Source organism: Prosthecobacter sp. (genome assembly GCF_034366625.1).
Classification (GTDB): Bacteria; Verrucomicrobiota; Verrucomicrobiia; order Verrucomicrobiales; family Verrucomicrobiaceae; genus Prosthecobacter.
Map to the genome: position 1 here is coordinate 80481 of NZ_JAXMIH010000008.1, position 25935 is coordinate 106415.

Here is a 25935-nt window from a genome sequence, read left to right on the forward strand (position 1 = left end):
CGTCCCGTCCTGCTTTCGCCGATGAACAACGCCTTTCCCGAAGATCTCCGCCTCCAACTCAACCGCACCGGCGTCATTGCCGTTTTGATGATCGACCGTGTCGAGGACGCCGTGCCGCTGGCGCGGGCTTTGCTCGCGGGCGGTGTGGATTGCATCGAACTCACGCTGCGCACCGATGCCGCACTCGAATCGCTGCGGCGCATCCGTGCCGAGGTGCCGGAGATGACCGTCGGCGTGGGCACGATTTTGACGCCAAAGCAGGCGAACGATGCCAAGGAGGCTGGTGCGAGCTTCGGCGTCGCTCCGGGGATGAATCCGCGCGTCGTCGCCGAGGCGCAGCGCATTGGGCTTCCCTTCGCGCCGGGCGTTTGCACGCCGACGGACATCGAACTTGCTCTCGAAGCGGGCTGCAAGGTGCTGAAGTTTTTCCCCTCGGAGCCGAGCGGCGGCCTGATCTACCTGCGCAGCATCGTGGCACCCTTCGCTCATCTCGGCGTGCAATTCATTCCGCTCGGCGGTGTAAGCGCGGCGAATGCGGCGAATTATTTGAAGGAGCCGTCCGTGCTCGCGCTCGGTGGCTCATGGCTCGCGCCGAAGGACTTGATCATCAGAAGCGGCTGGCAGGCCATCACCACTCTCGCGCGTGAGGCCAGCGACATCGTGAAACAGGTCCGTCCATGAGCCGCGTCGTCACGTTGGGCGAAATCATGGCCCGCATCGCCACGCCGGGCTTTGCGCGGTTTCAGCAGGCGATGCCGGGCGGCGTGAATGTCACCTTTGCAGGAGCGGAGGCCAGCATCGCGGCCTCGCTGGCCTATCTCGGCATCGACGCGGCCTTTGTGACCGCCTTGCCTCAGCACGCCATCGCCGATGCCTGCATCGCCGATCTGCGCAGCCTCGGTGTGGAGACGAAACACATCCTGCGCACGCCTGAGGGCCGCCTAGGTATCTACTTCCTCGAACACGGCGCGAACCAGCGCGGCGGCAATGTCATTTACGACCGCGACGGCTCCTCCGTGGCGATCACGCCCGCGTCCGCTTACGATTGGGACGCGATCTTCACCGGTTGCGAATGGTTTGTCATCTCCGGCATCACGCCCGCCATCTCACGCAATGCCGCCGAGGTCTCGTTCATCGCCGTGCAGGAGGCGGCACGTCGCCAGATCAAAGTTGTGTGCGACATGAACTACCGCACCAAGCTCTGGCGCTGGGAGCCGCCGCTCTCTGCCCGCGAACTCGCCACGCGCACGATGAAAACGCTCCTGCCGCACGTCACCGTCTTCGTCGGCGGCATCAGCGATGCCACGGCGATGCTCGGCATCGAGCACAATGACGATTTGCATGAATTGGCGCGGCAAATCGTCTCCCAATTCCCAAACCTCACCCACACCGCCTTCACCCTGCGCGATGGCAGCACCTCTGCCGCGCAATGCTTCAGCGGCGCGCTTTACGAAGCCGCCACCGGCACGCTCCACACCGCGCCGAGTTACACCATCACTCAAATCATCGACCGCCTCGGCGCAGGCGATGCGTTCACGGCGGGCTTGGTGTTTTCATTCCTCCAAAACTCCACCACTCCAACCGCCATCTCCTTCGCCACCGCCGCAGGTTGCCTCGCGCATTCCATCGAAGGTGATTACAATTACAGCACGCGTGAGGAGATCGAATCACTCATGCAAGGGGATGGCGGCGGAAGAGTGAGCCGGTAAGTCGCAGACAGCCCCCTGGCGGCCCCAAAAGCGCCGGTTTGCTGCGTCGGTGGCAGCGTGTCCCGGCGTATTCAAGGATGTGAGCGCGCGGCAATCCATCAAGCCTCGGGAGGTGCTGGCCGAACTCGGCAGGCATGTCCTTGTCGATGGTTTCAAGCTGGTGCTCGATTTGAAAAAGAGCCATGGCAGCCGACTGGTGGATGCGTCCACCGGACGAACGCTGCTGGATCTTTACGGCTGCTTTGCGTCGATGCCGGTGGGGTATAATCATCCGCGCTTCGGCGAGCCGGAGGTTCAGCGTGATCTGCTGGCCGCGTCACGCTCAAAGGTGGCAAACTCGGATGTCTATTGCACGCTCTACGCGGACTTTGTGCGGACGTTTCATCAACTGGCCGGACTGGCGCCGCTGGAGCGCTTCTTTTTCATCGAGGGCGGCTCGATGGGGGTGGAGAACGCGTTGAAGGCGGCGATGGACTGGAAGGTGCGTAAAAACCTGGCCGCGGGCCGTGGCGAGTGGGGCACGGCCATCATGCACTTCGAGGGAGCGTTTCATGGCCGCAGCGGTTACACGCTGAGCCTGACGAACACGGACCCGCTCAAGATCGCGCACTACGCGAAGTTTCCCTGGCCGCGCCTTCCGGCTCCGTATCTCGATTTCTCGTTGCCGCCAGAAGAGCGTGAGCTTGATGCGATGGAGAAAGAACGGCTGTGCGAGGAGCTGCTGATGAGTTTCATCGACCGGCAGAAGGACGACATCGCCGCGATCATCATCGAGCCCATTCAAGGCGAGGGTGGCGACCGCCATTTCCGTGGCGAGTGGCTGCGGACGCTGCGGCGCGTCTGTGATGAGCATGATGTGCTGCTAATCTTTGATGAAGTGCAGTGCGGCGGCGGCACGACGGGAAAGATGTGGTGCTGCGAACATTTTGATGTGCAGCCGGATCTGCTCGCGTTCGGCAAAAAGATCCAGGCATGCGGTGTCATGGCCGGACCACGGCTCGACGAAGTGAAAGACAATGTCTTCCGCCTGCCGGGCCGCATCAACTCCACCTGGGGTGGCAATCTCGTGGACATGGTGCGCGCCACGCATTGCCTGCGGCTGATCCATGAGGAGCGGCTGCTGGAACATGCGGCCCGCGTCGGGGCGCTGCTGGTGGAGGAACTGGAGCATATCGCCGATGAAAGCCATTTTTTGAGCGCCGTACGTGGTCGTGGTTTCATGATCGCCTTCGATCTGCCGACAACGGAACTGCGAGAGAAGTTCCTCTGCGGACTGTTCGACCTGGGACTGCTGGCCCTGCGTGCGGGTACGCGCTCCATCCGTTTCAGGCCAGCGCTCGACCTGCCTGAGGAGGCGGTGGGGCAGGCCGTCGAGATTCTGAAAAAACAATGCCAGCGGATGGCATCGCATGGTTGATCTATTCTCATCATGCAAGACTGGCTCCAACAACTTGGCATCACCGATGAAAATCCCGGTGTCTTCGATGGCGGGTGGTGGGGAGGTGGGCCGCTTGTCGATTCGATCTCACCCATTGATGAAACCGTGATCGCCCGGGTGCGTCAGGCGACGGCGGCGGAATGTGAGGCGGCCATCGGACGCGCGCATGTGGCTTTCTTGAAATGGCGAACCGTGCCGGCACCAGTTCGAGGCGAAACGATCAGACGTTTTGGTGATGCGTTGCGCCAGGCGAAGCCCGATCTAGCGAAACTGGTCACGCTGGAGATGGGCAAGATCATCGCCGAGGCGGAAGGCGAGGTGCAGGAGATGATCGACATCTGTGATTACGCGCTCGGCTTGTCGCGCCAGTTTCATGGCCTGACGCTGCCCTCGGAGCGGCCGCATCACCGGCTGATGGAGCAATGGCATCCGGTTGGCGTCGTCGGCGTGATCTCCGCCTTCAATTTTCCCGTCGCCGTCTGGGCCTGGAACAGCGCCATCGCCGCCGTGTGCGGTGACAGTGTGGTGTGGAAGCCCTCGCACAAAACACAACTGTGTGCGATCGCGGCCACACGCATCGCCGAACGGGTCTGCCAGGACACAGGCGCCGATCCGGCGATCTTCACTCTCGTGTGCGGCGATTCAACATCCGTCGGCGAGCAGCTTGTGTCAGATCGCCGTGTGCCCTTGATCTCCGCCACCGGCTCCTGCGCGATGGGCCGTGTGATTGCACAAAAGGTTCATGCCAGACTGGGCCGCACATTGCTCGAACTCGGTGGCAACAACGCCGTGATCGTCGCTCCCAGCGCGAACCTCGATCTAGCCACTCGGGCGATTGTGTTTGGTGCCATCGGCACCGCCGGGCAACGTTGTACTTCGACACGGAGGGTGATTGTGCATGAGTCCGTGGCGGAAAATCTCAAAGAGCGTCTCATCGCCGCCTTTCACACGGTGCGTATCGGCAATCCGCTGGAGCGCACCACGCTGATGGGGCCGCTCGTCAGCCGTGATGCGGTCACCGCGATGATGAAAGCCATCGAACGGCTGAAACACGAGGGCGGACGGATTCTCCACGGTGGCGGACGTCTGCCCGGTGAATTGGACACGGTGCTGGCGATTGAACATGAGCAAGAGGAAGGCGGCCTCGTGCTGCCGGATGACGAAGAGAAACTGCAAACGGACCTTTTTCCAAACGACTGCTATGTCGCGCCCTGTCTCGCCGAAGTCCGCGCCGACATGCCCATCGTGCAGGAGGAGACTTTCGCGCCGTTGCTCTACCTCATGACATATCGTGATTTCGACGACGCCATCGCGATGCACAATGCCGTGCCGCAGGGCCTCAGCTCCGGCATCTTCACCAATGACTTCCGTGAGGCGGAACAATTCCTCAGCGTGTGCGGCAGTGACTGCGGCATCGCGAACGTGAACGCAGGCACCAGCGGGGCTGAAATTGGTGGTGCGTTCGGCGGAGAAAAAGACACCGGCGGCGGCCGAGAAAGCGGCTCGGATTCCTGGAAGAACTACATGCGCAGGCAGACCAACACGATCAACTATGGCAACGATCTGCCGCTCGCGCAGGGAATCGAATTTGGAGGTTAAAAGATCATGGAAACAGCTCCTTCCCACGAACAACGCTTCGACTGGCCGTTGTGCCAGTTGGCGGAGGAACTCGTGCTGCAGCGGCTGGAGTCCTTCGTCGAACGCAATGCCTTCGCGCGTTCGCTGTTCCATCGGATGCGCGATGAAACGGGCACGCTGCTGATCGACTGGGTCGATCATCTGGTGCTGCCTGCGTCGGATGAGAAGCCGTTTCGAGCCGCGGGCTACACCGACGATCTGCTGGCCGATGCGCCGGCCGGACAGCACGCGCTCTGGCACCCGGAGGCGATGCTGCCGCGCATCCTGTTGGCTCAAGATGCCGGTCCCATGGTGTTGGCACTGCGTGTGGAGAGCGTTTCCGTGTTTCTATTCGCGCATGGCCTGAGCCTGGCCATCAAAGGCGTGCCGCTCTCGCGTTATCGTTGGGCGTGCATCACCGAGGAGAAAGGGGCGCGTCTTGATGTGGTGGAGCGTCGAGGCTATCGCGGCTTTGTGCATGCAGGTCATGCCGCGAACGCGCTGGAAGCACAGCTTGATGCCCAGGAATGGTGGCGGCATCGACAGCGCCAGTTTGCGGATGATGCCGAGGGCTGGCGGCACACGCACGAACTGCTCGACCGGTTGATTGCGCTCACCGGTCGCGATCTTGCCTGTCACATCGTCTTCGCTGAGGAACGGACGTTCTGGCAGAGCCGCAATCGCGCCGCATGCGTTCAAAAGGCCCGGCAGGACCGGCTCGGGCTCGGCTGGGCGAACCATGATCATCACACGTTTCGCTCCTCACGAAGGCATTTCGTGGATCTGATGCGTGCGCTGGAAAAACTCGGCTTTGAACGCCGCGAACGCTACTACACCGGCAAGGAGGCAGGATGGGGCGCACAGATTTTGGAACAGGCCCATGAAGGCATCGTGGCGTTTTGCGATGTGGACCTGCTGCCGGAGGAAACGGAGCTGGATTTTTCACGCGAGCAGTTACCACCGTCATCGAAGCTCGGAACCATCGGCCTGTGGGTCGGCCTGCACGGCGAAAGCTTCGTCCAGGCGGGCATGCATCATCTGGAGTGCCGCTTTGATCATGAGCTGCTGCAGGAACAACTGGAACGCGAGGGCGTCAAGACGATGAAACCCTTCTCCGATCTGCCGTTTCTCTGGCAGGCCTTCACCGAAGGCGAACGCTGGCCGGTGAAACACGAACGTGCGCAACGCCTGCACGAGGCGGGCCTGATTGATGATGCGCAGCTCCGCCAGTTCATGCAGGAAGGCGCGATCGGCAGCCATTTGGAGAATCTGCAACGCAAGGGCGGCTTCAAAGGCTTCAATCAAAAATCCGTCAGCGCCATCATCTCTGCGACAGACCCGCGGAAGCAGATGGCGCACTGAAGGAAATGGAGATGGCGAGGGTCAGGTGGTGAAACTGGCCACACGCGGGTTGACCAGACGCTCGAAGTCGTGCCAGCCCATGCTAATGATCTCCGTGTGCGTGCCGGCGTTGAAGGCGATCTCCGCCTCCTCGGCCAGGTCGGTGGAGACATAGACGGACATGTCGTAGAGATTTCCGAAGGGTGGCATCGCTCCGGCCTCGCAGTCGGGGAACAGATCTTTGAATTCTTCTTCACGGGCCAGCCGCACATCTTCCGTGCCGGTCAGTTCGCAAAGATCGTCCAGCAGCACACGATGGTTGGATGGCAGCACGGCCATCGCCATCGCGCCATCGACGATCACCATCACCGTTTTCGCCAGCACACGACCGGAGATATGCGCTGCGGCGGCGACTTCTGCGGCGGTGTAGGCGGGTGAGTGGACGAGAGTGTAGTATTTGACCCTCCGTTCATCGAGGAAGGTTTTCAGTTTTCTGGCAATCATTGGAACCTCGCTTTCTTGGATGAGGGAAGCCGGTCTTGGAAGGCCGGCCTCCATGGGTTGATTGATTCAGATCGCCCCGGGGCAATCCAGTTCTCAAAAGATACGTCACCCAGACCCGTGGTGATGCCATGGATCTGCGGACAAACGCAGCACGAGGCACTTGCACGCGCCGCCCGACTTGATGAACTCGCTCATGGGCAGTGGATGGCACTCGTAACCGCGATCCACCAGCATCCGGGAGGTTTCCGGGCAGCCAGCGGGGATCAGCACATGACGGTCGAGCACGACGGCATTGCAGGCGAAGCGCAGCGCCTCCTCCGGTGGAACGGTGATGAGATCCAGCACATGATCCCGCATCATGCGCCGGCTTGCTTCGCTGAAGGCGGGCGGATGCCAGAGCGCTTCCCCGCCGCGCAGAGGACAGAAGCAGGTGTCCAGATGGTAGAAATGGGGATCATTCAGCGCAAAGTCCACCACCGCACAGCGAAGCTCCTCCGCGAGCCAGCCGGCGATCTCGCGATCCGTGCGGAAACCGTGACCGCAGAACAGCGTGTCGCCAAACCACAGAGCATCACCCTCGCCCTCGAAGACATGGATCTTGGGCAAAGGTACGATTTCAAAGCCGTGATCCGCGAACCATCGCTCGTAGGCGGGAGTTTCGCCCTGGCGTTTCGGATGGCGGAAATTCCCCAGGAGGAACCGCGATCCCGCCACCAGCCCCGCGTTCGCAGTGAAGACCATGTCCGGCCAGTCGGGTTCGGGTGGCAGCACCTCCACCTCGCAATCGAGCGATCGCAGTGTTTCGTGCAATTGTCGCCACTGTGCCGCCGCAGTCTCGGGATTCACATCCCGCGACAGGCTCATCCACGGATTGATCTCGTAGCGGATCGAGAAAAAATCCGGCGGGCATAGCAGCACCCGGTTCATGCTTCAAACTCTACCACAACCTGGACAGCATGCACTTTGCAGCTTGCAAAAAAATGCGCTAACAGGCGGCATGACTTCCGCTTCACCTCAGACCCCCGACCGCTGGTCCCTCGAATCCTGGTTCACCGGCTTCGGCAAACCCGACTACACTGACTTCAAAGCCGTGCTCGTGCGCGATGTCGAGTCTCTGAAGACCCAAGCCGCCGCTTTGGGCAGTGACACGACTGAGATCATTCGCGTCATCAATGCCCTGGAGTCTCTCGGCGACCGTCTCGGCCATCTCTCCGCCTATCTCGGCTGCTTGTCGGCGGACGACGCCAATGATGAGGCGGTGAAGGCCGATGAGGCGTGGATTTCGACACTGGAAGCCGAGAGCACAAAGCTCCAGGCATCCCTGCGCTCAGCGCTGGCCGCTTTGAGCGATGCAGCATTCGCGACGATGCTCACCGATGCCTCGTTGAAAAATGCCGAACACGCTGTGCAGCGGATGCGCTACGAAGGCCAGCATCAGATGAAGTCGGAGATGGAAGCGCTGGCAGCCGATCTGAATGTGAACGGCCTCCATGCCTGGGGGCGGCTGTATGACACCCTCACGGGCAAGATGGAGTTTGAGATGACCTTCCCGGACGGGCACAAGGAAACCGTGCCGATGTCACGCCGCCGTGCCTTGATGTCTGAACCGGACCGCAAGCTGCGTGAAGCAGCATTTCATGACGGGCAGAAGCCATGGAATGATCACGCTGTCACCCTCGCTGCCGGTTTGAACGGCATCGCTGGCACGCGGCTGAGTTTGTACGGCCATCGTGGCATCCCGCACTTCCTTGACACGCCGCTCTTTGACGGTGCGATGAGCCGCAAGTCGCTCGATGCGATGCTGGAGGCCATTCACACGCACATCGAGCTGCCGCGTCGTGCGTTGCGCAAAGCGGCGAAGCTGCAAGGCACGCCCGCGCTGCACTACTTCGACCTCGAAGCGCCTCAAATCGCAGCGCCGGAGGAAAAACCGCTCTCATGGGACGAAGCCTGCAAGACGGTTGATCAAGCCTTCAGCGCCGCGTATCCGAAGCTCGGCTCGTACTTCCGCGAGATGCTTGCACAGCGCTGGATCGAGGCTCAACCGCGTGCGGGGAAGCGTCCAGGCGCGTTTTGCACCGGATCGCAGCTCAAGCACGAGGAGCGTGTGTACATGACCTTCCACAGCACCGTGCATGACATGGTCACGCTCGCCCATGAGGTTGGTCATGCGTGGCATTCGTGTGTGCTCCGCCCTGCGCGTTCCTTTGCGGCGAGCTATCCGATGACGCTTGCCGAGACGGCGTCGAATTTCGGCGAGATGATCCTGCTCAGCGGCCTCATGAACGATCCCGGCATCACCGAGGCCACCAAAGCCTACCTGCTCGACCAGGAGATGCTCCGCGCACACGCCTACCTCATCAACATCCCCATGCGCTACGAGTTCGAGAAGGCCTTCTATGCCGAACGTGCGTCCGGCGAAGTCTCCGTGTCTCGGCTCAGCGAACTCATGAGCGAGGCACAACGCAAGCTCTACGGCGACACGCTGCTCGACGACGGCACCGACCCGATGTTCTGGGCCTATAAGATGCATTTCTTCATCACCGGCGTCTCCTTCTACAACTTCCCCTACGTCTTCGGCTATCTGCTCAGCCAGGCGCTGTTCGCACGCTTCAAAGCCGAAGGCGCGGCTTTCCTGCCACGCTACGAGGCCTTCCTCTCCATGACTGGCAGTGCCACCTGCGAGGAAGTCGTGAAACAAACGCTCGGCGAAGACCTCACCAATCCCGAGTTCTGGGCCACGGCGCTGCGAGCCATCGAACCGACGTTAACGGCTTATGAGAAGCTGCAGTGAAACCGCGGTGGAGGACATGCACGAACACAGACCGCGAATGCAGGGTGTGAGGATCAAGCCGCGGGCAACCGCACGGTGAAGGTGCTACCGTGTCCTACCTCGCTCATCACGCTCACGCCGCCACCGTGAGCTTCGACGAGCGCCTTCACAATCGACAAACCGAGGCCGCTGCCGCCGTTGGCGCGTGAGCGTGCCTTGTCCACACGGTAGAAGCGCTCGAACAGATGCGGCAGATGCTCGGGTGCGATGCCGCCGCCGGTATCGATGACCTGAATCTCGATGCATGGCGGTGATTTGCAGATCCGCACAGTGACGCTTTCGCCCCCAGGCGAGTAACGCACGGCATTTTCGACGAGGTTCGTCATCACACGCTCCAAAGCAATGCGATCACCGTTCACACTGAGCGGTTCATCCGTGGTGTCTTCGTGGTGGAGCGTGATCTGACGCTCAGTTGCCAAGTTTTGCAATCTGGCGGTCACGCCGGCGCAGAGTTCGCTCACGTTCACCAGTTCGCGCTGTGTGATGGCGTCGCCGACATCGACATGGGCCAGCGCGAGCATGTTTTCGGTGAGACGGGAGAGGCGTTCGATCTCCTCCTTGTTGCTGACGAGCACCTCACGGTATTCTTCGGCGCTACGGGGCCTGCGCAGCGCCACCTCGATCTCGCCGCGCAGCACGGTGAGCGGCGTGCGCAGTTCGTGGGAAGCATCGGCGGTGAAACGCTGCTGTGTTTTGTACGCGGCTTCGAGGCGGTCGAGCAGGTGATTGAATGAATTGGCCAGCGCGGCGAGTTCAGCGTCATCAGAGGGTGCAAACAGACGACGCAGGCCGAGTTCGGAGCTGCTGAGCCCGCGCGCGGCCTCCTCCAGACTGGAAACAGAGCGCAGCCATTGCCGGCTTAAATACCACGAAGCGGCCGCGCCTGCGGCGAGCATGGCTGTGCCGCAGCTCACCAGCCAGGCAAGCAACCGGGCCTGCCGGGCCTGCAGCGCATCAAATGAGATCACGGCCTGCGCATACATCACGACTGGCTCGCCCCAGCGGTCACGCCGTGGATGCGTGGCGACACGGTAATTTTTTCCGCCGATCACAAGGGTTTCCAAAATCACGCCACCGGCGGGATGCTCGGAGCGGCGCACTTTGTCCGTCAGCGGCACTTCGATGGCCAAAGTGCTCGATTTGCCTCCCGGTGTGCCATTCACATCGAAAACCTGCACGCCAAACTGCCGCTCCTGCACCTGCAAGTCCTGCTCCATCCATGGCTCCACACGCAGGCGCTCCGCCGGCATGAGGCGCGAGAGCAGCATCGCCTTGCCGCGCAGAAAATCGTCCATGTCATTCGTCATCGCCTCCCGCGCCACGAGCCACACGATGACGCCGAACATCATCAACGCCGCCGCAAGCAGCGCGGTGAAGCTGATGAAAAGACGGGCACGGAGGGATTTCATGACTCTTGCAGCAGGTAGCCCGCGCCACGCACGGTTTGAATCAGCGCTGGCGAGAAACCACGATCAACCTTCTCACGCAGATGGTAAACCGTGACCTCGATCACATTGCTCGGTGTGTTTGGCAGGTCTTCCCATACCTGCTCCGCCAGCTCAGCGCGTGTCACCACGTTTCCAGCGCGGCGGAGCAGATGCGCCAGCACGCCGAACTCCTTGGCCGAGAGCACCACGAGCTGGCCGCCGCGTGTGACACGACGCGCCCGCAAATCCACCTGCAAATCCGCCGCGCGAAGCAGCGCCGGCTCCTCCGAAACTCCACGGCGCAGCAACGCGCGCACGCGGGCAAGCAATTCGGCGAAAGCGAAGGGCTTCACGAGATAATCATCCGCGCCGAGATCCAGCCCGTGCACGCGGTCACCCACGCCATCGCGTGCGGTGAGCATCAGCACGCGGGCGGGCATGCCGGAGGCACGCAGCTCGCGCAGCACGGAGAAGCCATCGCGTTCCGGCAGCATCACATCGAGAATGACCAGATCAAAACTGCCGCCTCGGGCCTTCTGAAGGCCTGATTCACCATCTGAGGCCGTTTCAACGACAAAACCCTCCTCCCGCAGTCCGCGCTCAATGAAGCGGGCCACCTTGATTTCATCTTCGACGACAAGGAGACGCATGGAGGCAATGGAATGCGCTATTTCTTCTCCAGCACCATGAGAAACTGGCCGGCCTGCGTGTTGGTTTGCAGTTTGCTGGGGCGGTTGGAGTTCGGATTGTCATTCGCTGAGCACCATTTCAAGGTCTTGCTGTCGAGATCGAAGATGCCCTCATATTTCTTGCCAGCGAACTGACCTTCCGTGCCGGTGGCGTCGATTCGCTTGCCCGAAATCCGGTACGTGCCCGCGCCCATGACGGAATTACCGCGTGGATTGGAGGCGGTGATCTTTTCCTCGGTGATCTCCAGGCGGATGTCGCCATGCCGTGAGCCATCGCTGTCGGCCATGTAGCCGTCCCAAGTGCCGAGCAGTTGCTTCTTCACGTCGTCCTTGCCCGCGCTCTTTTCGTCCGCTTTCGCGGCGGTGGCCTTCGGGGCGGCTTCCGCCTGCTCTTTGACGAAAGTCTGATCAGCCTCGCTCAAGCGTGCCAACGGTAGCTGGACGGTGGAACCGTTGGCACTGCGGATCACCACGGCGTTGTCGAGAACCTTCACAAACTCACCTTCCATGGTACGGCCCGTCTGGGCCTCGGTCCAGGTTCGGGCCTGAAGGGTGGATATGACGCAGAAGACGAGGCAGACGTGCAGGAGGTTGGTTTTCGTTTTCATAGAGATGATGAAACCGCATTGCGGAGGATCAGTCGTTCACAGTTCTTCAAAACGCACGCGGAAGAAGCGGTCCGGGCTGCCGAGCGAGGCGGTGATGGTACGGGTGGTGTCAGCGGCGGGATAGAAGGGCAGATTGCCCGGCGCATCCCAGGTGCGCCAGGTGATCAAATCGCTGCTCACCTCAATGATGGCGGCGCGGTTCGCCGGATGCGTGAACTGAAACTGCGCCACACCGCCGCCGGACTGCATCACGCCGTAACTCCAGCCGCTGGAGGAGGCATGCGGATTCGTGCCAGTGAGGAATTCCAGCAGATTGCTGCGGCCGTCGTGATCGGGATCATCGCCGACATCTCCCACGGGCGGGCTTTGTGCCGTCTGCCATTGAGTGAAGTTCTGCCGTGTGCTCAGAGCGGCGATCCAGTCGCTCACGAGCTGTTCGTTCACTAGATCACGCTCAAACGTGCCTAGCGGCGGCATGCGTGTGATGCCATTGCCCTGCTGACGGCGCAGAAGTATCGAATGCGTCGTGTCACCCGGTACGATGAAGCGATTCGCGGTGTCACCATCGTTGTTGACGAGCAGGCCATTGATCAGGTTGGCCGCGTCGGTCTTGGTGGTGATGCGCGCGTCCCAGCTTCCCTGCGAGGCACCGCCTGGCTGATGACACTGCACGCAGTTCACCGCGAGATACGAGCGCACACGCCATTCGAGCGACTGCGATGTGTCATTAGCCGCCGCGAAGGCGGCAAGATTGTTCACACCTGTCACGGCGGCGCTGAAATAGCCCGCGTCGCTCAGGGCCTGGAGTTGGTTTTGCAAGCCGGTGCCGTAGTCGCGGGCACGGTTGAGCTGCGGCGTGTTGAAGCTCAGTGCGTGGCCGCCAACAGGAGTGTGGCAGGTCACGCACTCTCCACGGCTCGGATAACGCCATGTTTGGGAAGGCAAACTGCTCGAAATTTCCTCCGTAAGTCCGGCCTCGGCCACCAGATCGGCGTCGCTTTGATCCGCGCGCCATTTGTAGCTCAGGCCATAGACATCCGTCGCTGTTTTGACGAGGAAACGCGTCTCCAGCTTTCGCCGTGTTGCCGGGACACCGCGTGTCGTCTCGAAGTCGAAGTGCTTGATCCAAACCGTGCCAGTTGGAAAGGTCCAGTTGCCCGTGGCACTGAAGGTGATCGTGTCCGTGGTGTTTGGAATGCTGAACCAGCGGCTCTTGATCGCGTAGTCGCTCCAGAAGTTCACATTTGGATCGTAGGCCACGATGCCCGCGCCCGGCGTGAGCGTGGCGAGGTTTGAAAACGCGCCCGTGGCCGAGAGCGTGGCCGGTGGCTCCGTGCCCGTGATGCCATTGCGCACGAGCCTGTAAATCGTGCCTTGCAGGCTGCACAGCAGCGGCTCGCCATTGCGTGGATCGGTGCCGAAATCGACGATCTGCTGCCGGGTGGTGAGCTGCTGAGCGGTCCAGACGCCCGGACTCGTCTCCGTGAGCGCCGCGATGATGCCGCCGCCACCGTAAACATCACCGAAGATGTATTTGCCCTGCAGCTCGGTGAGCTGATTGCCGCGATACACGATGCCGCCGCACACGGAGGGGCCGTAGATGGTGCCGCCGGCGGAAAGGTCGCTCACATACTCGAAAATGGGGTCGATAGGCGTGAAGCCGTTGACGGGTGGCGCGTTCGTGTTGCCTCCGGAGTTGTCCGGAAAGCGCGGTGGCACGGTGGCGGACTGGAAGAACTCATGAAAGCCCTCGCGCCAGCTCCAGCCGTAGTCACCGCCCTTTACCACGATGTCCACCTCCTCCCAGTTGAGTTGGCCGACATCGCCAAGAAAGATGCGCCCCGTCGGCGGATCGATGGTGAAGCGGAACGGATTGCGGAAGCCTGTGGCGAAAATCTCCGTGCGCACCGTCGCGGGAACAATCGTCTGTCCGTGCCAGCTCGTGAAAGCGATGAACGGGTTGTCCGCCGGTACTTTGTAGGTGCCCGCATGAATGGCGGAGGACACGGGGCCTGGCTGTGCATGTGCGTTGGGCGTTAGATTTTCCGGCCGGTTGTCCACGTCGAGGCGGATCATCTGGCCCCAGAAGTCCTTGTTGATGAAACGTGCGTTGTTGTAGAAATCGCCGCCGCCGCCCTCGTCACCGAGCGAGAGGTAAAGATAGCCATCGGCACCGAAGGCGAGATCGCCGCCGTTATGGTTGATCGCCTGATCATAGATCGTCAGCAGCGGCGTCATCGTGGCCGGATCAGCGCTCGCGGCGGCATTGTAGCTGCCCGGTGTCCCTGTGGCCTGGAAACGCGCCAGCCGCTGATGAAGCTGGCCGCTGAGGGTGATGCTGAAATAGAGGTAGAAGCAGCCGTTGTCGTTGTAGTCCGGATGGAAAACCATGCTGAGCAGGCCGTTCTCGTCCGCAAACGGGAGCGACTGACCGATGCTGGTCAAATAACTGGCCAGATCCATGAAGATGGCCTGGGAGGGTGTTGCCGCGCTCAAATTGTTCACCACCCGCACCACGCCCGCACGTTGGGCCACATAGAGGCGGTTCGTCTCGCCATTCGGGAAGGCCGTGCACATTGGATTCGTGAAAGTCATCCCGCCGCCACCGGCAAAGGTGATCGCGTTCGTCGTCGTGTAGCCCGTCGCCGCAGGCAGCGTGGCAGGCAGATTGAGCGTGGTGTTTGGCTGCCGCACGAGCTGCGCGTGCAAACACTCACCCGTCATGCCGAGGACGGCCAGGCAGAGTATTGAGGCAGCTTTCATGGGTTGGAACCTGCCCAATGCTGGCTCCCTTGGTCAGAAAACAAAAATGAAAATCAGTTCATCTTTAGACCTGCTTCGCCTGCTAGAATACCCAGGGCCTTCCCGTTTGCCTGCCCAGCCATGAAGTTCACGCGCACACTTCTCATCATGCTCTGCACTGCCGCCACGGCGGATGCGGGCGAGACATCCCAACAGATCGACACCCTGCTCGCTAAAGACTGGCAGCAGCACCAGCTCACGCCGAATCCACCCGCCAGCGATGAAACCTTCGTCCGCCGCGTCCATCTCGACATCATCGGTCGCATCCCGACCGCGCAGGAAACACTGTCGTTTCTGCACAGCCCCGACAAGGGCAAGCGTGCGAAGCTGATCGACCAGCTCCTCGCCAGCGAGGGATACAACCAGCACATGTTTCATTTCTGGGCCGATCTGCTCCGTGTGCAGTCGCGGGCGAACGGCGGGCAGGGGGAGATGACCTCGAAGCCCTACCTGGAGCATGTGAAGCAGCGCATTCGCGAAAACAAGCCGTATGACGCCTTCGTTCGCGAGCTGCTCACCGCGCAGGGCAAGGTGTGGGACAACCCCGCCATCGGCTACTACATGCGCGATCTCGGCATGCCGCTCGACAATTTGTCGAACACCACACGCATCTTCCTCGGCACACGCATCGAGTGTGCGCAATGCCACAATCATCCGTTCGACAAATGGACGCAGATGCAGTTCTACCAGATGGCCGCGTTCACCTATCCGCTGGAGACGAATTTCACCGGCGTGGCTGAAAAAGGACCGTTGATGGATTTGAAGCGTGCCGCTGACAAAAAGCCCGAACTGGCTGTGCAAACCCGCCACATCGGCCGCGTGTTTGAGAACCTCGGCGACTTCGTGCGCTACAGCAAAGTTCAGACACTGCCCACGCGTGTGCTGAGGCTGCCCCACGATTACCAATACACCGACGCGAAGCCGAAGGATGCCGTCAATTCCGCCACGATGCTCGGAAAGCCGCTCACGGGCGATTTGCAAACTTTCGCAGACTGGATGACCTCGCCGGAGAATCCGCGCTTTACCAAAGTGATAGCGAACCGCTTATGGAAGAAGGTCTTCGGCCTCGGATTGATCGAACCGGTCGATGAACTCATGGACAACACCGTGGCGATGAATCCGGCGCTCATGAAGCACCTGGAGCAGTTCATGATCGCCAGCCACTACGATGTGAAAGCCTTCCTCCGCGTGCTCTACAACACGCAGGCCTATCAAAACGAAGCGACAAAGACCGAGCTGTTTGCTGGCGAGGTTTATCACTTCACCGGTCCGCTGTTGCGCCGCATGACAGCGGAACAGATCTACGACAGCTTTGTCACGCTCATCCATCCCACACCCGATCTGCCGCGTCGCAAGGGTATCGACTCTGACATGGCGCAGAAGCTCGTCTATCGCGGGAAGCTCAGCGACGCGCTCGATTTGATGACGCCGCAGGAAGTTTTCGATGGCGCCATGAAGGCCTCCGAGGTTTACGAAACCGTCTCCGCACGATCGAAACCTCTGCGCGAGGCCTACACCGCCGCGCAGAAGGCCAAGGACAAGGAACGGATCGAAAAACTGAACCTCGAAATCCGCTCCGTCGAGTTCATCGCGCGCACCGGCATCCACGATCACGTCGTCGTTCCCGCCGTGGCGCGGCTTTACACGAAGAAGACCGGCAAAGCCGCGCCGTCGCCGATTCCCGTCGTCAAACCAGATCTCGAAGAACTCAAGAAGGCCGGGCAAAACCGCGCTTACATTGAGGTGCCCGGCTACGACATCGACCAAGCCATCCCGCACGAGGAAAAAACCGCCGCAGACGCCCGCGACATCGTCTTCCGCGATGAAGCCAAACAACTAGGCGTCACCGAAATCGACTCCTATCTCAAATCACGCCAAGCCCAAGCCCGGGACTGGCCCCGCGCCGCCGACCTCGAATCCCCAGCCCCGCGCGGCCACTACCTCCGTGAGTTCGGTCAGAGCGACCGCGATCTTATCGAAAACGCCAACGCCGACGCCTCCATGCCCCAGGCGCTCGTCTTGATGAACAGCGAGCTGTTTGAAGCCATCCTCAAACCGCACACTCAGCTTCGCGTGAATCTCGCCGCCGCGAAATATCCCGATGATCAGCTTGCCGCAGTTTATCTGACCGTGCTTTCCCGCCACCCGACTGAGGCCGAAAAAGCCGCTTGGGCCAAATCCGGCCTCAACAGCATCGAAGACCTCGTCTTCGCCCTCATCAACACGCAGCAGTTTATCTTCGTGCGCTGAAACCGGCTGTTTGTTTCATGAACCTGTTTCGCCGTTCCTTACGTTTCTTTCTCCGGCTCGTTCTCGCCCTCATTCTGCTCGTTCTGCTGTTGTTCGGCGGAGGTTGGTGGTATTTTCATCCGGAGTTCACCGAAACACGCGGCATTGTTTACACGCAGCGGCATGGACATGCCCTGACACTTGATGTGATACGCCCGGCGAATCCCAATGGCATCGGCATCCTGGTCATGATCAGCGGAAGGTGGAAGTCGGACCCGAATAAGTTTCAGCCTTGGGCGGCTTCATCCTTTTTACGCCAGGGGCATACCCTCGTCGCCGTCTCGCATCTGTCGCAGCCAGAAGCCAACATCATGGAGATCGTCGATGATGTGGAACGTGCTGCCCGGTTTGTGCGGCATCATGCGCATGAATACGGCATCGATCCGAACCGCCTCGGCGTCTTCGGCGGCAGTTCTGGCGGGCATTTGAGCCTGATGCTCGCCACGCGCGGTGGGCCGGGTGATCCGAACGCCTCAGATCCGGTGGACCGTGAAAACAGCGCGGTGCAGGCCGTGACGGTGTTTTATCCGGTGACGGACCTGCTGAATCTCGGCCCATCCACCGAAAATCTCGGTGATGGCGGTCCGCCCAAGAGCTTCCGCAACTCCTTCGGTCCGAAAGCCACCGATCTGAACGAATGGAAGGTCATCGGTCGCGATCTCTCGCCGATCTTTCACATCACCAAGAGCCTGCCGCCCGTTTTAATCGCCCACGGTGATGCCGACACGCTGGTGCCGCTGGAGCAGTCCACGCGCTTCAAGCAACGCGCCGCCGAACTCGGCCGCGAGGTCGCACTGACGATCCGGCCCGGCCAGAAACATGGCTGGTCCACAATGATCTGGGATGCGCATCTGTTCGCGGGGTGGCTGACGGAGAAGTTGAGGTGAGAAACAGCGGCCTGCCGCCCCGTTGATGGCTGGTTATGTCCACGCGCGCGATCCTGTTCCTCTGCAGCCTTTGCGTATTGTCGTCGGCTTCGTCGGCGGAGCCGCAGAATCCATCGCCGATGGTCGAGCACACGCGCGAGCATCCGCGCTTGAAGGAGGAGCATCCGGCGGGCAGGCGCGTGAAGCTGGAGGCGGACACGCTTTTCATTCCGCAAGACATCGCAGCCCAAAAAGAAGCGCCGCTGCTCATCTTCATGCACGGCGGCACCTGGATTCCCGAAGTCGCCGCAGCAAAGCACGGCATGGCTGCGCTCGTGATTCAGCGCGGCGACGGCTACAAGGTGCTGTTTGAGAAGGAAGATGCGTTCGAGTCCTTGCTGGCCACTGCGGCGGACAAATCGGGCATGCGCTGGACGCAGATCACCGTTGGTGGCTGGAGCGCGGGTTGTCAGGGAATCCGTGCGATGCTGAAATCTGCTTCTGCCGCGAAGATGCTCGATCGCGTGTTGATGATTGATGGCATGCACACGAGCTACGTTGACGGCAAGCCTGGGCCGCTGGAGTCGGAGATCGACACCGAAGCTCTGAAACCCATCGCTGACTATGCGCGTGAGGCCATGTCGGGGAAAAAACGGCTGCTCATCACCCACAGCGAGATTTTTCCCGGCACCTTCGCCAGCACGACGGAGACCGCGGACTGGCTGCTGCGTGAACTCGGTGTGAAACGCCGCCCCATCCTCGAATGGGGGCCGATGAAGACACAGCAACTCAGCGAGGCGAAGCAAGGCTCATTTCACCTCGTGGGCCTGGCAGGGAACTCCGCGCCGGACCATGTGGACCAACTCCATGCCCTGCCAGTGTGGCTTGAATGGTTGAAGTAAATCAGTGAGTTGCGCTATGAAATTCACGCCGGGCTTCCCTCGTCATTTCCTCCGCCATGCGCTTGTGGCTCTGAGTCAGTTCATGTGCCGTGGCTTCGTGTTCCTGCTGCTCGTCAGTGGCTCGGCAGCCGCTACAGTGAAGCACGCGCAGCCCGAAAATTACCGTCGCTTGCTGACCACGCTGAAGCCTGGAGACACGCTCGTGCTCGCAGCCGGTGTGTATGAGCGGGGATTGCCGGTCAGCGACAGCCATGGCACGCCCGAGGCGTGGATCACGATTCAAGGACCGGAGGAAGGTGTGGCGGAGATTCGACAGACTCAGGTGGCGAATTGTGTCGAGTTGAAACAGTGCAGCCATGTGGCCTTGAAGAAGCTCTCCATCCTCGGTGGCGGTCCGCAGGGCATTTCCGGCCTGTTTGGCATCAGCGCCCAGGGCGGGCTGAAAAACTCGGTGCACCACATCCTCATCGAAGACTGCATCATCAGCGATTGGAATACCTCGCAGCAGGCCGTCGGCATTTCCACGAAGACACCGACGTGGGATTGGACCATCCGGCGAAACATCATCCGCAATTGCGGCACGGGCCTCTACCTCGGCAACTCGAACGGCGCTGATCCCTTCATTCGAGGTGTCATCGAGCACAACCTCGTTCAAGACCCGATCGGCTACTGCATGGAGATCAAGTTTCAGAAAACGCGGCCTGTGATCGACGGGATGCCGACCACCGCCAGCCGCACGATCATCCGGCACAATGTCTTCATCAAAAACGACGCGCCCAGCCCCGATGGCGACCGTGCAAATTTGCTCGTCGGCGGCTTTCCTGACAGCGGCCCCGGCTCCGACGACCTGTATGAGATCTACGGCAACTTTCTCTGGCACAATCCGCGTGAATCGCTGCTGCAAGCTTCGGGTCGCGTCTCGATCCATGACAATGTCTTTGCCGACTGCCCAGCCAACGCCGCCATCACCGTGCGCAATCACGATCTGCCGGTGAAGCTCGCCCATATCTACAACAACACCATCTACGCCGCCGCTCGTGGCATCCGCATCGCCAGCGCCGCGACGGACGGTGCTGCTATCATCGGCAATGTGGTGTTCGCTGGAGAGCCGTTGTCTTTGCACAACACCATTACTAATGTGCGCGAAAACGTCACCGGGCCTGTTGCCGATGCCGCGCTGCATCTGGCGAACCCTCAAATGACATTGGGCTCCTTGGACCTCCATCCGAAGCTTGGGAGCTGTGAAGGCACGCCACTCGACCTTTCCTCTTTTGCTGATCAGACAGCGTTCGACCTGGATTTCAGCGGAGCTGCCAAGGGTGAGCGGCGCATTCGAGGAGCGTATGCCAGTCCGGCGACAAAGACGGGCTGGATGCTTCAAGGCAGCATCAAGCCGCCATCGGCCTCGAAGCCGAAGTTCTGATAGTTTTTATCCACGCCTGCCGTGATGATTGGCCCCATGAAACCCGCTCCCGTCTCTCGTCGCCATTTCATCTCCGCCGCACTCGCTGGTGGCGCTGTTAGTCAGGCCTCGATTTCCGCTGCTGAGGTCAAAGAAGGCCAGTTCAACGAGCCTGCGCATGATATACCGCTCGCCGAGGATGCGGACGTGATCGTGTGTGGTGCCGGGCCAGCCGGTGTGACTGCGGCAATCACGGCCGCGCGTGCCGGTGCCAAGGTTCGTCTCTTTGAATGGCGCGGGTGCCTCGGTGGCATCTGGACGGCTGGGTTGCTGGGTTACTTCCTCGACTTCAACAAGCCCGGCTTCGCCAAAGAACTGCGCGACAAGCTGGATGCACGCGGTGCGCGTGCGAACTCGACCAGCACGAGCCGTTTTTGCTACGATCCTGAAGCACTCAAGCTGCTGCTCGAAGAACTGTGCGTGGAGGCTGGCGTGAAGTTTCAGTATCACACCAAAGTCTCCGCCGCTTTCAAGGAAGGCAACAAGCTCACCACCATCGTGACGGAGTCCAAATCGGGGCGACAGGCATGGCGCGCACCCGTTTTCATCGACACGACCGGCGATGGTGATCTCGGCGTGCAAGCAGGCTGCGCGTTTGAAATTGGGATGGCGGAGGACTGCCCCTGCCAGCCGATGTCGCTCAATGCGCTGCTCGTCGTGAAGGATGTCGAGGCGCTGCGGGAGTTTGTGCGTTTCGGCCAGTCGAAGCCCGGTGAGAACACCGACAGCGAGAAGAAGAAGCGCATCAAAGATGTGCTCGTCAGCACCGGCCACTTTCCGTCTTATGCCGGGCCAACCATGTGGCACGTCAGCGGCAATCTGATCTTTGCCATGATGAACCACGAATACGGCATCAAGCCCTGGGATGCCGCTGAAGTCACCGCCGCCACGGTACGTGCGCGCGCCGAGATGAACAAGATGGTCAACGGCCTGCGCGCGCTCGGCGGACCGTGGGAAGGCATCCAGATCGTCGCCACCGCCGAGCAGATCGGCGTGCGCGATGGACGGCGCATCAAGGGGCGCTATGTCGTCGTGCAGGACGATCTCGCCAAAGGCGTGCGTCATGACGACGCCGTCGTGCGCGTGACCTTCGGCATCGACGTGCATGCCCTCAGCTCCGACCACAACAAGAACCACGCCATCATGCCGAAGCCCATCGACATGAAACCCTACGACATCCCGCTGCGCGCCTTGATCGCCAAAGATGTCGATGGACTCATGATGGCTGGACGCTGCATCAGTGGCGACTTCATCGCCCACTCCAGCTACCGCGTCACCGGTAATGCAGTCGGCATGGGTGAGGCAGCCGGTGTCACTGCTGCTCTGGCTGCTTTGTCGAAACGCATGCCGCACGAGGTCGCGTGGAGCGAGAGCGAGGCGAAGCTGAAGGCGATGGGACAGCGCGTGTGATGCATTGTCTCATGAAAGCCCTGCTCTCTCTGTTCCTCATCGCCACGTTAGCCTCCGCAGAAAACTGGCCGCTGGATGCCGTGGATGCTTCCCTCTCGCTTCATGGTCACGCACGCTCGCTCACGGGCAGTCTTGTGCTTGATGGCAGCTCCGTCATCGAATTGAAGGACACCGCGAAGCTCAACGGAAGCTTCACCGTCTCCGTGTGGTTCAATCCGTATGTGCTTGAAGGCTCGCAGCAGATGATCATTGGCAAAAATCGTTACTCGCTCAACGAACGCCAGTGGGGCGTCACCATCGAGCCGGATGGCAAGATGAAGGCGCACTTGCGTCAGGACGGCTGGAGTGAAATCACCTGTGCGGAGCCACTGAAGGCCGGTCATTGGCATCTGGCGACACTGACGGTCGATTCCGGCAAAGCAGCGCTGTTTTTGAATGGGAAGCCCGTGGGCGAGGTGAAGCTCAATAAGCCGATTCCGGCCACGAAGGCACCGATCACACTCGGGGGCATCTTGGATGATGAAAAGAAGCGGCAACAGTTCCATGGCGCGCTCGATGAAGCACGCTTCGAGCCTCGCGTGATGAGCGCGGAAGAGATCGCCGCGAGTTATCGCCCCATCACGGCAACGCATGAGCTTCCAAAATCCAAGACCGCCGATTTCCCGCTCTGGGACGACTCGCAGAAGCTCGGCGAGACCAAGGATTTGCCTCTGCTCGACGGCGTGGAGTTTCACGTCATCAAAAAGTGGGACAAGGCAGCGGATGGTTACACCTTCCTCCACGGCGTCGGCCTCGCTTGGCACAAGGGCAGGTTCTATGCCTCCATCGGCCACAACAAAGGCGCGGAGAACACCGTCAGTGAAGAAGCGCAGTATCGCGTGAGCGAGGACGGCGGCAAAACGTGGAGCGAACTTGGTGTCATCGACGCAGGCGAGGAGAAAGACCTCGCGATCAGCCATGGCGTGTTCCTTTCACATGACGGAAAGCTCTGGGCCTTCCACGGAGCCTACTACAACAAGATGGAGCGCATCCATACCCGCGCTTACTCGCTCGATGAAACGACCGGCCAATGGACCAAGCATGGCGTCGTGCTTGAAAACGGCTTCTGGGCGTTGAATCAGCCGGTGAAGATGAGCGATGGCAAATGGATCATGCCCGGCATCAGCGCCGGGCCTTACTCCAACAAAGGCACCTTCCCCGCTGCGGTGGCGATCAGTCATGGCGATGACTTTACCAAGTGGGATTTCGTCAGCATCCCCGTTCACGAAGGCCTGAAGATGTGGGGCGAGTCGAGCATCATCGTGGACGGCTCCAACGTGCTCAACATCGCCCGCTACGCAGCCAAACCGCTCGCCTTGATTTCAAAGAGCACCGACTACGGCCGCACCTGGAGCACGATGGGCGAAAGCAACCTGCCCATGACCACCTCCAAGCCCGCCGCAGGCATGCTCAGCACCGGCCAGCGCTACCTCGTCTGCACCACCGCCGCGAACAACGGCGGCAAACGCTTCCCGCTCACCATCGCCGTCAGCAAACCTGGATCATCGCTGCTCAGCCAAGTCTTCGTCATCCGACACGCCGAGCACAGCGGCCCTGGTGAGTCGAATCCGAAGGCCGCTTTGAGCTATCCCTGCGCCACCGAGCACGAAGGCAAGCTCTACGTCGGCTTCTCCAACAACGGCGGCCGAGGCGGCAATCATAACAGCGCCGAGATGGCCGTGATTCCGATTGAGCGGCTGAAGTAGCATGGGCTTTCTAGCCCGTGCTCAATGAATCGCGGAAGACACAGGCTACATCACCGCCCAAAAGATTCAGGCCAAGCCACATTTCTCTCGACGAACTGAGCAGGAGTCTGAAAATGTCGCCTATCAACCAGCTCCGTGTCACACCCGACTTTGTTTCAAAGCGTATCGGTTGTTTAATTCCGAACGGCCATGTCCGATAACATCATCAAGCAGCTTCTTCAAGATAGCTCGTATCGTCGGCAGCAACTTCTTGCTCCACCACCTCCGAAGCCGACTTTGCGCGAACAGGTGAATGGGTGGGTTCGAGTGATGCTAGCGATTGGTGTTATTGGTGGACTCATGTGGTTTGGGCATCGAACCGGTGGCATCTTGTTCTTTCTTCCCGCTGTCGTTTTGTTGTTCACCTTCGAGTATTCCGATATTGCCACAGTTAGTTGGTCGCGACGTCGCAAGGTCGTTTCGACTTTGGGTTTGTTTTTGCTTATGTCCCTGTTGGTGGCGCTGGAGTTCCACTTTTCTACTATCGTGTTAACCGCAATTCGTGATCATGGTGCCATTTGGATTTTCGCCTCACGGCTCGGATTGGTGCTAGGGTTTATCTTGGCAATGGCTCCGTTGTGGATTGCTTTTCATATTTACGAGCGTCTGACCAAGCCGTGTTGGACTTCACATCCTGTTTGCGGGTGGCGTATCTATGATGGCATATATGATCCCAAGAACGATGCTCATCCGCATTGATCTAGTTCGGCGCTGCCCCTTTCTAGCCCGTGCTCAATGGATCGCGGAAGACACAGGCTAGAAAGCCTATGCTACATCGCCGCCAGCGTCGCGGTGAGCAGCTTCCAGAACTTCTGCACAGAGGAGATACTGCAGCATTCTTTCTCGGAGTGCGCTTCGTGGATGTTTGGGCCGAAGGAGATCATGTCGAGATCGGGATAGGCGATGGCGATGACGCCGCATTCGAGACCGGCGTGGCAGGCGCTGACCTTCGCGTCGTGGCCGAAGAGGTCGCGATACAGCGTCTTCATCTTCTCCAAGATGGGCGATTCGGCGCTGGGACTCCAGCCGGGATAGCCTGCGTCATGGCAGACCTCAGGGCGGTTCATCTCATCCGCTCCCATGATCTGAAACGGCGCGGCGAAGGCCCGGGCGACATCTGCCTTGCTCGAATCGACCGAACTACGCTGAAGACCGCTCCATTCGGCGTGGCCCTCACCAAGCGAGATGAGCGAGAGATTCGATGAAGCCTCAACCAAATCGGGAACGACTGGGCTCATGCGATAAACGCCGTTCACCACGGCCTGGAGAGCGAGAACGAAGGGCCTTTGCACATGATCGGCCATCGTCGGGATGTAGCCGTGCTCGGGCTTCACCGGCTGCGTCGTGATGCTCAGATGTGGCTCAATGAGACGGAACTCCTCGCGGATGCCTTCGACCTCGTTGGCGAAGATTTCATCAAAACGCGGCTGATCGAGAATGACGACCTGCGCGGTGCATTGAGCCGGAATCGCGTTCCGGGCACTGCCGCCGCGCATAGTGGCGAGCGCGACGACTTCCACGCCGCAGGCGCAGAGGATGCGGGCCATGAGCTTGATGGCATTCGCACGGCCTTCGTGGATTTGCAGGCCGGAGTGACCGCCACGCAGGCCGGTGATGTGGACGGCGAGGTAAGGCTCGTCGGGGCCGTGCGCCGCTTCGGTGTAGTCGAGGCTCGCTAGCGTATCGACACCGCCCGCGCAGCCGATGGTGAAGGTGTCGTCCTCTTCGGAGTCGAGATTGAGCATCGTTTTGCCCGTGAGCAGCCCGGGTTGCAGCCCCAGCGCGCCACCCATGCCCTGCTCCTCATCCAGCGTGAACAACGCCTCGATGGGCGGATGCGAAAGGTCTTTGGAAGCCAGCACCGCGAGGATCGCGGCCACGCCGAGGCCGTTGTCCGCGCCGAGCGTGGTGCCGCGTGCCCGCACCCAATCGTCATCGACCCACATGTCGATGCCTTGCTTATCAAACTCGAAGTTCAGTCCGTCAGCGGCCTTGTGAACCATGTCGAGATGCGCCTGCATGATGACCGCAGGCCTGCCCTGACGATCCGGCGTCGCAGGCTTCTTCACGATGACATTGCCAGCGCTGTCGAGCATCGATGTGAGGCCGTGGCGCTCCGCAAACTCACGCACAAAGGCCACCACGCGTTCCTCGCGCTTCGAAGGCCGCGGCACGGCATTGAGATCGGCGAAGCAGTTCCAGAGAGTGTTGGGTTCGAGGGCGCGGATGTCGGACATGGCTTGTAGCATAGGCT

20 protein-coding genes are annotated in these 25935 nt (G+C 60.6%); 13 read left to right on the forward strand and 7 right to left on the reverse strand.

Going from position 1 to position 25935, the window contains the following annotated elements; translation table 11 throughout:
* The first annotated feature begins 21 nt into the window (after positions 1 to 21).
* From eda to U1A53_RS08920, 5 genes are all read left to right on the forward strand, one after another.
* Positions 22 to 681 (forward strand): bifunctional 4-hydroxy-2-oxoglutarate aldolase/2-dehydro-3-deoxy-phosphogluconate aldolase, encoded by a 660-nt coding sequence (gene eda, locus U1A53_RS08900; RefSeq protein WP_322280305.1) that lies wholly within the window; start codon positions 22 to 24, stop codon positions 679 to 681.
* On the forward strand, positions 678 to 1709 hold the full coding sequence (locus tag U1A53_RS08905; RefSeq protein WP_322280306.1) for a sugar kinase: 1032 nt from the start codon (positions 678 to 680) through the stop codon (positions 1707 to 1709). Before eda ends, U1A53_RS08905 begins: the two co-directional genes overlap by 4 nt.
* A 79-nt stretch (positions 1710 to 1788) precedes the next feature.
* Positions 1789 to 3126, forward strand: coding sequence for an L-lysine 6-transaminase (gene lat, locus U1A53_RS08910; RefSeq protein WP_322280307.1), 1338 nt, complete (start codon positions 1789 to 1791; stop codon positions 3124 to 3126).
* 12 nt (positions 3127 to 3138) lie between these two features.
* Positions 3139 to 4746, forward strand: coding sequence for an aldehyde dehydrogenase family protein (locus U1A53_RS08915; protein WP_322280308.1), 1608 nt, complete (start codon positions 3139 to 3141; stop codon positions 4744 to 4746).
* A 6-nt stretch (positions 4747 to 4752) separates the two neighbouring features.
* The gene (locus tag U1A53_RS08920; protein WP_322280309.1) at positions 4753 to 6126 is read left to right on the forward strand and encodes a hypothetical protein; all 1374 of its coding nucleotides are present in this window, start codon (positions 4753 to 4755) and stop codon (positions 6124 to 6126) included.
* A 21-nt stretch (positions 6127 to 6147) separates the two neighbouring features.
* Here the strand turns inward: U1A53_RS08920 and U1A53_RS08925 are convergent, their stop codons facing one another.
* A complete protein-coding gene (locus U1A53_RS08925) occupies positions 6148 to 6609 on the reverse strand; it encodes a YbaK/EbsC family protein (RefSeq protein ID WP_322280310.1) in 462 nt (153 codons plus the stop codon).
* 105 nt (positions 6610 to 6714) lie between these two features.
* Positions 6715 to 7536 (reverse strand): dimethylarginine dimethylaminohydrolase family protein, encoded by an 822-nt coding sequence (locus U1A53_RS08930; protein WP_322280311.1) that lies wholly within the window; start codon positions 7534 to 7536, stop codon positions 6715 to 6717.
* 70 nt (positions 7537 to 7606) lie between these two features.
* On the opposite strand from U1A53_RS08930, the gene U1A53_RS08935 reads away from it, so the two are divergent.
* Complete coding sequence (locus U1A53_RS08935) at positions 7607 to 9403, forward strand: M3 family oligoendopeptidase (RefSeq protein ID WP_322280312.1); 1797 nt, start codon at positions 7607 to 7609, stop codon at positions 9401 to 9403.
* Between the two features lie 53 nt (positions 9404 to 9456).
* Here U1A53_RS08935 and U1A53_RS08940 read toward each other — a convergent pair whose 3' ends face one another.
* From U1A53_RS08940 to U1A53_RS08955, 4 genes are read right to left on the reverse strand one after another with little or no spacing between them, the layout of a single operon-like run.
* Complete coding sequence (locus U1A53_RS08940; protein ID WP_322280313.1) at positions 9457 to 10851, reverse strand: heavy metal sensor histidine kinase; 1395 nt, start codon at positions 10849 to 10851, stop codon at positions 9457 to 9459.
* On the reverse strand, positions 10848 to 11519 hold the full coding sequence (locus U1A53_RS08945) for a response regulator transcription factor (RefSeq protein ID WP_322280314.1): 672 nt from the start codon (positions 11517 to 11519) through the stop codon (positions 10848 to 10850). The genes U1A53_RS08940 and U1A53_RS08945 overlap by 4 nt, the downstream gene beginning before the upstream one ends.
* A 17-nt stretch (positions 11520 to 11536) precedes the next feature.
* The gene (locus U1A53_RS08950) at positions 11537 to 12166 is read right to left on the reverse strand and encodes an SHD1 domain-containing protein (protein WP_322280315.1); all 630 of its coding nucleotides are present in this window, start codon (positions 12164 to 12166) and stop codon (positions 11537 to 11539) included.
* 36 nt (positions 12167 to 12202) lie between these two features.
* Positions 12203 to 14929 (reverse strand): PQQ-dependent sugar dehydrogenase, encoded by a 2727-nt coding sequence (locus U1A53_RS08955; protein ID WP_322280316.1) that lies wholly within the window; start codon positions 14927 to 14929, stop codon positions 12203 to 12205.
* A 120-nt stretch (positions 14930 to 15049) separates the two neighbouring features.
* Here U1A53_RS08955 and U1A53_RS08960 point away from each other — a divergent pair, with 120 nt between their 5' ends.
* The 7 genes from U1A53_RS08960 (at position 15050) to U1A53_RS08990 (ending at position 24380) form a co-directional block, all read left to right on the forward strand.
* The gene (locus U1A53_RS08960) at positions 15050 to 17218 is read left to right on the forward strand and encodes a DUF1549 domain-containing protein (RefSeq protein ID WP_322280317.1); all 2169 of its coding nucleotides are present in this window, start codon (positions 15050 to 15052) and stop codon (positions 17216 to 17218) included.
* A 17-nt stretch (positions 17219 to 17235) separates the two neighbouring features.
* A complete protein-coding gene (locus tag U1A53_RS08965) occupies positions 17236 to 18144 on the forward strand; it encodes an alpha/beta hydrolase (RefSeq protein ID WP_322280318.1) in 909 nt (302 codons plus the stop codon).
* 35 nt (positions 18145 to 18179) lie between these two features.
* Positions 18180 to 19025, forward strand: coding sequence for a hypothetical protein (locus U1A53_RS08970; RefSeq protein ID WP_322280319.1), 846 nt, complete (start codon positions 18180 to 18182; stop codon positions 19023 to 19025).
* A gap of 16 nt (positions 19026 to 19041) precedes the next feature.
* A complete protein-coding gene (locus U1A53_RS08975) occupies positions 19042 to 20448 on the forward strand; it encodes a right-handed parallel beta-helix repeat-containing protein (protein WP_322280320.1) in 1407 nt (468 codons plus the stop codon).
* Between the two features lie 36 nt (positions 20449 to 20484).
* Complete coding sequence (locus U1A53_RS08980; protein WP_322280321.1) at positions 20485 to 21897, forward strand: FAD-dependent oxidoreductase; 1413 nt, start codon at positions 20485 to 20487, stop codon at positions 21895 to 21897.
* Positions 21898 to 21908: 11 nt separating this feature from the next.
* Positions 21909 to 23642: a LamG-like jellyroll fold domain-containing protein gene (locus tag U1A53_RS08985; RefSeq protein ID WP_322280322.1), complete on the forward strand. Its 1734-nt coding sequence runs from the start codon at positions 21909 to 21911 to the stop codon at positions 23640 to 23642.
* Positions 23643 to 23831: 189 nt separating this feature from the next.
* Positions 23832 to 24380, forward strand: coding sequence for a hypothetical protein (locus U1A53_RS08990; RefSeq protein WP_322280323.1), 549 nt, complete (start codon positions 23832 to 23834; stop codon positions 24378 to 24380).
* 71 nt (positions 24381 to 24451) lie between these two features.
* On the opposite strand, the gene U1A53_RS08995 is transcribed toward U1A53_RS08990, so the two are convergent.
* Entirely contained in the window at positions 24452 to 25918 is a 1467-nt protein-coding gene (locus tag U1A53_RS08995) for an aminoacyl-histidine dipeptidase (RefSeq protein ID WP_322280324.1), read from the reverse strand.
* Between the last annotated feature and the right edge of the window lie 17 nt (positions 25919 to 25935).